We start from the raw sequence: 9,071 nt of genomic DNA on the forward strand, positions 1-9,071 counted from the left end.
AGCGGAGGCGCGAGGTGGCTGAATCGCTACCTCCCCTGCTTGCGAACCAATCCTCCAATTAACAGGTGACACATGGATTATCATGCTGCCGAACGGCTGCGCGACGAGCTGAATTGTGAACAAAAATCATCCTGGCAGAAGCTCGACCGAACTTGCCATCCTCCAACGACGGCGCTCCGTGCACGTCGCTTCATAGGAGGACGTCCTCATGCCTAACACATCGACTGGGCGAAATGGACTGGAGCGTTATCTGCACGATCGCGAATTTGAGGTGCGAGCGTGCCTGAAAAGCATTCATAATTCTAATACATTCTCGGTGGACGGCATCGCAGCTGCGCAGCTAAATCGGCTGGAAGCCCTCCAGGCATCGCAGGTTGATCTCGCCTGCGATGCCTTTCATGTCAATTGGAACAGGGTCGACCTCCGTAGAGCGAGCGCCGCTTGCGCCTTCGAGCAGTTCCGCGCCCGGGCTTGGGGATTGGGAGAGCTGAATAAGTCCCTCTCTTCTACCTATACAAATCTCTACCATCTTACCTTTGCCGATACCGCCGACCGGCGGCGATCTGGCGATCTCACGCGGTTTAACATCGGCGCCTTCAAACGCGGGATACGCAGGGCCCTCAACCTGCTCCAGAAATCATTCGCCGACTTTTGGGCGGTTGGCATGGTGGAAATCTCCGCGACTCCTACGTCTGGTCGGGCGTTCTTATTCGAACCCCACTGCCATCTCCTTGTCGACGGCGTGCCCAGCATGGATCTTCGAGCTGCTTTTAAATCCGTATTGAAAAAGCGATCCTCGGCTCTTCGGCCGGTACAACTTGAGCCTGTGAGAACGCCAGCGGACCTTGCTCGAGTGCTGAGTTATTTCTTTAAGCAGGTCCCCGAACTTCGAAGTCAAATTGTGGGAGTAGATGGCCGCCTGATCCGTGGCAGATCAAATCATCTGACAGGAGCAGCCAAGGTCGAATGGCTGGGTTGGATGGCAGCTCATCACGTCACCGAATTACTTATCAGTATCGGCCCTCCGGCCGGAGTGATTGATAAATTCGAACACCGTGACTTGCAGCCGATTATCGATGAATTGCTCAAACAGGGGATCCGACATGACAGTTAGAGGCCAAGATGGGTAGATCTGCGGGGTGGGTATCGAAACTGCAGGGTGGGGCCATTTTGCGTCCCCGCTACTAGGTGCGGTTAAATTTCAAGTAAGCAAGTAAGTAAAAACGGAGAGCCTCATGGCAGAAGAATTGGTGATTGAAGTGGTGAAGGGAGCCCAAGTCGAGGGCGAAGCTAGACCCTGTCTAGGCGTCTATGCCCGGGTCGGCAACACACCGGTAGTGCGTATCTGGATGCCTGCGGAAGATGCAACCGATCCTAGAAAATGCGGGCCGGAGCTCATTAACGCGGGGCTGCAATTTTTCGATCGGCCGGTCATCAAGCAGCAGCTGGCCGAGGCACTAAAAAGCGTTCGCCCGTCCTCGGCAACGGTCGCGGTCCGGAGCGGTTGGCACGGGAAATGTTTCGTCTTCAATGGCCAGATATGCAAAGGAATAAATAAAGCGGACTTTTTTCTCCATCAGGAATTACGTCAAAAGTACATATCTTATCCAGAGACGCGGAACGATGAACTGATCGACTTCATCGACGAGGCCGCAACGAAAAGCGACTTCGTCGCCGCGGCAACCATGATTGCTTTTGCTCAGCCTCTGCTGGGTCTTTTGCCGTCACCGGAGCGTCCTGTGATCTATTTCTGGGGCGAAAGTCGCACTGGAAAGACGACGCTTGCGGCACTTATCAACGGGATTACTCGTCCGCCATCCGATAGGGAGCTTGAGCCGTTTGATTCCACTCCGCGCGCATTCGAGGAGGCGTTGCAGTATTGCTCCGATAACGTTGCCGTCTTCGATGAGTTGAACTCCCTGGATGTGGCGGCAATTGAGCAGGCCCTATCTCCCTTCATCTATACAGCGTCGAATGGAAGGGGAAAGGCCCGTTCGAAAGGCGCCAGTTTCCCGAATTTGCGCTGGCGCACCACTGCTGTCGTAACCGGTGAAATCGATCTTGATACCTTGAAAACTAGGCGAAAGGGCAGCGGACAAGATGCTCGACTGATGACGATTGCTGTACCACTCCGCGAGAATGGGGGTATTTGGCCATCTTCATGGACGGAAGAGCAGCGGGCTAACCAAACAAATGAGTTATCAGCCCGAATAGCCACTTATTCTGGACATAGCTATTTAAAGTGGATCCGTTGGCTCGTCGAACATCAAGACGAAATCAAATTACGATTTCCGCGCAATGTATCGGTTTACACCGAACGTTTAGCGGGGGCAGGTGCCGATAGTCTAGTTAGGTCAATCGCGGTCAGGTTCGCTCAGCTCGCTGCGGCGGGAGATGAACTGATCCGGGCTTGTGTGGTCGATTGGGAGAAGACCTTACCCTTTGAAGCGATCTCCCGTTTGCATGAGGCTGATCGTGCGCCGAAACTCGCTACGAGCACCCGCGATGACACGGCGCGGCAGTCTGCCTTGGCAATCCTCGCACATCTCGGACTTGGGCACATCCCGATCGCGACAGCCAAGGAGGATCTTACCAATACGCAAGCTTTCATCTCACAATGGGATAGTGAGAAACTCGTTATGATCGAAAAGGGGGCGGTCTCACGGTTTGCGGGAGTGCCCGAAGCTGAGGCTATGTCAGCCTTTAGGGCTTGGGGTTCAAATATCTCGTCTGGATCGACGCCGTACTTTCAGGATCGAAGGTTGGGAAAGAGGTTCCTGCGAATTCCACTCACTGCGTTGGAGCGTATCGCCTTCGCGACCTCCAGGGACTGAGTCTCAGCTAGACAACCCCGCGCCGCGCGCTTCGCTTCGTCAACGTGTATCGGGTGGTCAAAGCCGGCTTCCGGAGCGATGAGGCGAGGCATCTGGAAGAAGGGGGCTACCGCGGGCAAATCAGCCAGGAGACTCGCTGGCGCGTTTAGCACGGCGAAAGCTGCGAAACGTTCAAGATCGCCGAGCCGGCCGGCGACCAACCCTGAAATTCGAAAACACATCACTCCTCGAAACCCGTCGACTCAGACTTAAACTTGAGCTGCCGAGCATTGTCGCGAATGACGCTCACTTCACCTTCCGCAAAACCATCGCTGGCTTCGGCTTCAATCTCAAGCGTCATCTTTACCTTGGCGCCTTGGGTCCTTTGCAGTTCCATCACCACCGCGTTGAGGATAGCATCAAAGGATTTGACGGGCCGCACCATGTCGAGTTCGACTGATCCATAGAATCGCCGCCTGTTGCCGGATCCGCCAGAGATGAGGATGCCGACCATGATAGGACTTGCTGACATCAATTTGTTGCCCGCAATGTAGAGGCAATTGCTGTATTCTAGGTCACTGAACGTTGAAAGATACAGATACAGAGTTAGTTCCGACCGCAGCAGATTCCAGTGTACTGCGACCCAGCCACTTTCGGGGGGGCGTACACGTGAGGCGGCGATTGGGCTGGAATCTCCACGGCGAGGGGGCCGCTATCCGCGCCTAGGGCGAGACGAGTCCACCAGTTTCTGTCGTGAGACGAAACATGAGCGGCAGCGCGCCACGCCGGTCGGAATAGAAAACGGCAAGGATGCCTAACGATTTCTCCAATGTGTCTTTCACACTCTACAATTCATTATTTAATGGGTAGGCTGGCGACGTAGATAGCCCTGTTGAAGTTTGGATAGTTACCATGCGATTTTTTACGATGGCAACGCCCGCGCTCCTAATCGCCCTTATGGCTCTTTTGATGCCGGGTTCTTTGCACGCAGAAGCCCGCACCATAAATGATCCTTCTGACGGATGGCTTAATATAAGGACTGGGCCAAGCTCAAGATATCCAGTACTCGAACGTTTAAATAACGGGAAGTTGGTGAATGTAACGGAAATTAGGAACGATTGGGGAGTTATAGAATACAACAATGGGGAAGGCCCAAAAAAAGGCTGGGTATATGCCCCATATACAATACCCGCGAGCGAATTTCTTCAGAGAATTTCGGGGAAGTTGGACCCGGTAAGCTTAGCAAAACTTTCCGAGTTCTGTAGTGTGAAGACCGGGAATTGGTCCGCCGTGCTTTCGGCAGTGCGAGATTACTGTGTAGGAACGTACTTCTGCTACGATGGGGGCTGCAGCAATCCCCAGGAGTTATATGTCCTGCTAAGGCAAAACGAGAGCTTATCGCAAGGGCTTAATAAACTCACCAGAAATGGGACGCAAATCAGGGAATGTAACGCTGGAGATATAGAAAATTCAAAGTACTATCTTGCCGCTGATAAAATTTATCCATATCTTTTTTCTAAAGATACTAGGCTCATCTGCTTAAAAACTATTCCTGGCCACGAGTTAGACGAGGTAATTCGATTGCGGCAGGCTGGGTTCGCGGCATTCCGGCTTTCATTTGGCGCAGGAGGACTCCCGCGCATGATCAGTATTACCAGGGATCAGTTTTATTCACTACGTGGCGATGGAATAAGAAACTTGTACAGTTCGGTGATAACGGCTCTTGAAAAGGTTATTGAGACACCGTGTGAGATCGGAGTAGCAGTTACCTGCAGCGCCATGATTTCCCAAGGTCGTATTGAAGTTGAACTGTTGACTCTTGGAAACCAGCTATCTGGCAGACCGGGAATATGGGAGCGTAGTAATTGGGCGTTTTATGTCTACTGGAACGGTGAACCAGAAAACTATCTCCTTTATGTTGACTTGCCCGTCACCGCCATTAAGCGCTGGCCTTCATCCGAAGGAAAGCCTATTGGAGATTTTCAGCCGCTGAACTTCGACGATGGTTTCGAAAATGTTCGAACGGCTGTAATGAGCGAGATTTCCAAACAAATAGGTCGACATTTGTCCGATTAAATCGAAGGGTATGCACACCAACGCTAAAAAATAGGATATGTTTATGTATGAACGCACGGTACGATCATTGTATTCGATGCTTGTAGTAGCGCTCCACATAGCGGTCGTCGCATTTTCTGCGTTCTACTTAAAAAATCGCATAACTTTAATCGAAAATTACGTATCGACAATGGCCGTATTCCTGCCCGTTTTTGGAACCTATGTCGGTATCGTTGTAGGAGATATTCAATTAACTTCGGGTCCAAGCGGCAAAATCGTGAGTTGGACCTTCATCACCATCTTAAGCGTTTTATTGCTTGCCTATGTCCTGGGAATTGCTTTTGTCATGTATTTATTTGGCACTGGGTTCATAAAGTCAGAATCCTCGCTTCCTGCGGCGATATCTGTTGTGGAAGCAGCGTTTGGGGGCTTCTTCACTAGTCTATTCCTCACGCTATTCAAAAAGGCTTAGGTCTTGTGGACAAGTCGTCTATCGCCGCTGGCTTCAAATGGGCACCAAATAGGTTTAGCTGCATCCTTTGCGAGACAATGATGATGTGACATCATTTTTCCCGAAGTATAGCCCCCATTCCTGTTGTCAGATAGACCGGCGCCTATATTGCATTGATCGCCTACGCTCGCGATCCAGAAGGTAATGCGCTCGAACTTTAGCAAACATGTAATGACCGCCTTTGGCGCATTCTTGCCATCAATGTCGTAGCGGCATCTTTCGGAATGCCCAATCGAGCTTGGTCAATGTGCGAGGAAAACACCGCTTACCATAAAGCGCTTCCCGGCTGCCCCATTTGCGAGGCTGGACGTACTATTGAACACGCATCCGAACGCTTTCATGTCGAGCAATGGTTCGCCGCATCGGTCACGAAGACAGAACGCGCCATAACATCCAACCCAAGTTGAGAACTCAACGGAAATAATTTCCGCCTGACTCCTCTTCCAAAGTAATCACTGTGGGCCGCCGGATTTTCCTACGACTTGTACATAGGTGCGATAAGGCGTTTCGGAGCATGCTCTATTCCTGTCGGCACACTCGACCGTTGTTCAGGTAGCTCTGGAAGAGATCCGCCAAATGCGACGGCGACTTGGGGGAACGCGTCGCTGAGTTCGGGGTTCGTTTCAGCTAGCGTAGTAGGCATCGCTTCGACAAGATCGAACTCAATGTGCCGCTTGTTGAGCCGAACTCCTTCTTCCGCCAGCTTTCTCACAAACGGCAGCCGACTGCCACCTCCAGTCGCCACCAGCTTGATTCGCGAAGCGGCTCCTGCAACGATCGCGGCCGATTCCGCTACGAGGTCGTGGAGCGTCTTCGAAAAGTCCCGCATCTGAGGCAGATTGAGGAAGGCTGAAAGCTCGACCTCGACTGCTTCGTCCGTCGGAAGCAGAACGACCAGTCGGCCTTCCGCGAAGAGCTGCTCCTTCAGTGCCCGCCGCTGTCGCCGGATGTCCAGCGACGCGGAACGGTATTCGGTCGTGTCTTGGGTGAGCGAACTCTTATCGAGAATATATTTGTGTAGGATCTGATCCAGCATGTTACCCGCCTTATTCATGGCGGTAGCGGCTGTCGAGATTTCGAAGACGCGCGCTTTATCCCAGTCCGGGTTGTTGACGCAAAGAAAACCTGCGACGTCAGTCGTGCCTGCTCCAACGTCCACGATAAGATAGGCCTGGCGTGTGTTTTCTGGCGTAGATAGCAGGGCGCCAGCACCTGCTGCGGTGGCCTCCCGCACAGGTTCGCCGATCAACGCGACCGGCAGCAATTCCTCGGACAAGGTCTTTAGTTGTTCAAGAAGCGTCAGCGCACTCGCGAGGTCCATGACGTCTGCAAGGTCAGCACCGACCGAGCGCGCGAGCACAATCGCCTCCGCCATAAGACGGCGCATCTCCTTGGCGTTTTCTTCCTTGGAATGGTCTTTCCAAGCGGGGTGAGCGAACCGGCGCAAAAGGTTCCTGGGTAAGCCCGCGCCTGCGAGAGCCGTTTCGGTGAGGTGCATCAAATGTGCGAGGTAAAGAACGAGCACATCGCGCTGAGTCAAGCTGCCGTTCTTGTCCTGAATTGTGGGTAGTCGTGCTGCACCCAACTTGGAGACCTCCTTTCCGAGCGTGATAAACTGCTTGATGGAATCTATGATAGCTTCGGTGGACGTCTGCGTGTCCTCAACATGCTGGCGCGCCTTCGAGCCAAAGAAGATCTTGCCATCAGCTACAAGAAGTTCGGACGGCGTGGTGAGCCTGCTTCCGGAGGATCCGTCCCCGATAGGCAGATCGACGTATCTGGTACCGCCCGCTCCGTTTACGGTCGCGAATGCTTTGGAGAAGGAAGTGCCGAAATCCACGCAGACTATCGAATTGGAGTCTTCGTTTTCGGCGCTGCCGAGGTCCAGAGCCAGCTTGTAGGTTTTGGCGGCCGTAGCCTTCGACGATTGCGGAGCCGAGAGGGGAGCCACCGGAACGGCTTCCGCGCTCGGTTGTTCAACCTCGTCGAGCAAAAGCGATTTGAGCGCCCCCACTTCCCGTGAAGTCAGGAAAGTCCGCTCGCCGCTCATCGCTCGCTCGAGCAGGTTCATCAGTAAGTCTTTGGCGCGTTCCTTGTCCACCCATGTCCCCTTTGCCCTATTTCACTATAGCTTTCACCAGGATCACCGGAGGTCTCCCTGGCGTCGTTTTGACTGCTCCTGGTACGACCACCTTCGCTTCCATCGATGTTGTTATCGGCCTGGAAGCGTCGTGCGAGCGGGGATCGTATTTCACTGTCTCGTCGCGCTCCGGCGAAACCGAAATCCCGCGCTTGCGCAGGATGGTGTCGATCGACTGTCCAAGGAGGTCAAGGTGCGTGCCGACGGTCTTAATAGTCGATGCGTGGACTGGTTCGAAGGCCTCGATGGCATCACCGATCTGACGCACATCCGCGGGGGTCATCTCGAACCTTTTTCTCTCGATCGCCATCCGTGCAATGAGCTCGTCCAGCTCTTGGTCGAGAACCTCTCCGAGGGTCTCGTTCTTGGCCGCGGCTTGAAGTTCCCGACCGGTCGACAGCCAGTGGGATACTTCCGGCAAAAGGCCTGGATCGGCGGTGGCCCTGCGTGATGCTATCTCATCTATTCTCTTGTTTCCCAGAGCGGCAGCTATTGATCGCCTCAACTCGACGTCCTTGTGACCCTGCCGAGCCACGACAAGAAGCGCGTCGACCGCTAGATTAGCCAAGCGGTTTAAGCGCTCATCCACGCTGGGGGGAGGGGTGGCGGGCCGCCACCAGTTCAAGGGCGCGCTCACCGCTCTGTACATGTCTCGGTCGAAAAGCGTATCAACCCGAAGGCGCAGAATCGTGATCACGAGATCCATGGCTGACAACGCAGCCGTTTCGCGAACCTTTATGAACTCTGCGGTTGAACTTCCCGCCGACAAGCTGAAAAGGGAGCGAAGCGCCCCTCCCAGACCCGACCCCGCCGGAAGTTCGGAAACACGGAGGGGCTTTAATAGAGATTCGCACACCCGGTTGAGCCGGCGAAATGGAGTGAGGGGGTCGTCCGGTCCTTCACCTTGTTGGCTCTTTAATCCGTCGGCTATTTCTTCGATGGCCTCGGCGATGCTGCCGCAGTTAGCGAGCGCAAGTTCCGCCCACACGTCTTTGGAGCGGACCTCTGAGGTTCCGGCTAGCGCGAGTTCACGCGCAGCATAGCGACCAATCCATTCGTTGGTCGAAGCCGACACCGCCTTGGCGAAGTAGTACCTGTCATCGGCGTTGCCCCAGTCTCCTGTGTGCGGGGGGCTTTCAGATAACGCACTTATTATCAGCGGTCTGACCGCCGCCGCTATTGGCACGGAAACCTCCGCTGCCTTGCCGAGAACCGAAAGCGCCTCCAGGCGTATCTGAACCGATCCCCGCGAAGCCGCCCAGGCAAGCCGACGCAAGTCTGCAATAACCCCGTCTTCCTGAAGTTGCTCTTTCTTGAATGTCCGGGTCTCGATCAGCGACTTTAAATGCGCAATCGCTTCAACCGCTTCCGATGAAGAATAATTGTCTAGTTCTTGAAATACCATTCAATCGACGCTTTCCAAGGTCGTATGCGTAAAGATTAGCCAATTGATGTTTGGCAGGCAAGGAACCCGACTGACGATCATTGCGAGGCTTTCGAGCTTGGTTCGATTTTTCGGTAGGATCGGTCAAGCCTTTAGCAGATAGCCCAG

At 53.8% G+C, this 9,071-nt stretch carries 7 protein-coding genes; 4 read left to right on the plus strand and 3 right to left on the minus strand.

Annotated elements, in window-relative coordinates; translation table 11 throughout:
• Positions 1 to 208: 208 nt before the first annotated feature.
• Both AC1D3C_RS11970 and AC1D3C_RS11975 read left to right on the plus strand, forming a co-directional pair.
• The gene (locus tag AC1D3C_RS11970; RefSeq protein ID WP_477483039.1) at positions 209 to 1,114 is read left to right on the plus strand and encodes a hypothetical protein; all 906 of its coding nucleotides are present in this window, start codon (positions 209 to 211) and stop codon (positions 1,112 to 1,114) included.
• 121 nt (positions 1,115 to 1,235) lie between these two features.
• Positions 1,236 to 2,834 (plus strand): DUF927 domain-containing protein, encoded by a 1,599-nt coding sequence (locus AC1D3C_RS11975; protein WP_477483040.1) that lies wholly within the window; start codon positions 1,236 to 1,238, stop codon positions 2,832 to 2,834.
• A gap of 220 nt (positions 2,835 to 3,054) precedes the next feature.
• On the opposite strand, the gene AC1D3C_RS11980 is transcribed toward AC1D3C_RS11975, so the two are convergent.
• Entirely contained in the window at positions 3,055 to 3,327 is a 273-nt protein-coding gene (locus tag AC1D3C_RS11980; protein ID WP_477483041.1) for a hypothetical protein, read from the minus strand.
• Positions 3,328 to 3,725: 398 nt separating this feature from the next.
• On the opposite strand from AC1D3C_RS11980, the gene AC1D3C_RS11985 reads away from it, so the two are divergent.
• Both AC1D3C_RS11985 and AC1D3C_RS11990 read left to right on the plus strand, forming a co-directional pair.
• Positions 3,726 to 4,889, plus strand: coding sequence for an SH3 domain-containing protein (locus tag AC1D3C_RS11985; protein ID WP_477483042.1), 1,164 nt, complete (start codon positions 3,726 to 3,728; stop codon positions 4,887 to 4,889).
• Positions 4,890 to 4,932: 43 nt separating this feature from the next.
• Positions 4,933 to 5,340, plus strand: a complete 408-nt coding sequence (locus AC1D3C_RS11990) for a hypothetical protein (protein ID WP_477483043.1) — start codon at positions 4,933 to 4,935, stop codon at positions 5,338 to 5,340.
• 514 nt (positions 5,341 to 5,854) lie between these two features.
• Here the strand turns inward: AC1D3C_RS11990 and AC1D3C_RS11995 are convergent.
• Both AC1D3C_RS11995 and AC1D3C_RS12000 read right to left on the minus strand, forming a co-directional pair.
• Entirely contained in the window at positions 5,855 to 7,480 is a 1,626-nt protein-coding gene (locus AC1D3C_RS11995) for a hypothetical protein (protein ID WP_477483044.1), read from the minus strand.
• Between the two features lie 16 nt (positions 7,481 to 7,496).
• On the minus strand, positions 7,497 to 8,924 hold the full coding sequence (locus AC1D3C_RS12000; protein ID WP_477483045.1) for a hypothetical protein: 1,428 nt from the start codon (positions 8,922 to 8,924) through the stop codon (positions 7,497 to 7,499).
• Between the last annotated feature and the right edge of the window lie 147 nt (positions 8,925 to 9,071).

Source organism: Neorhizobium sp. P1_A6 (assembly GCF_056406795.1).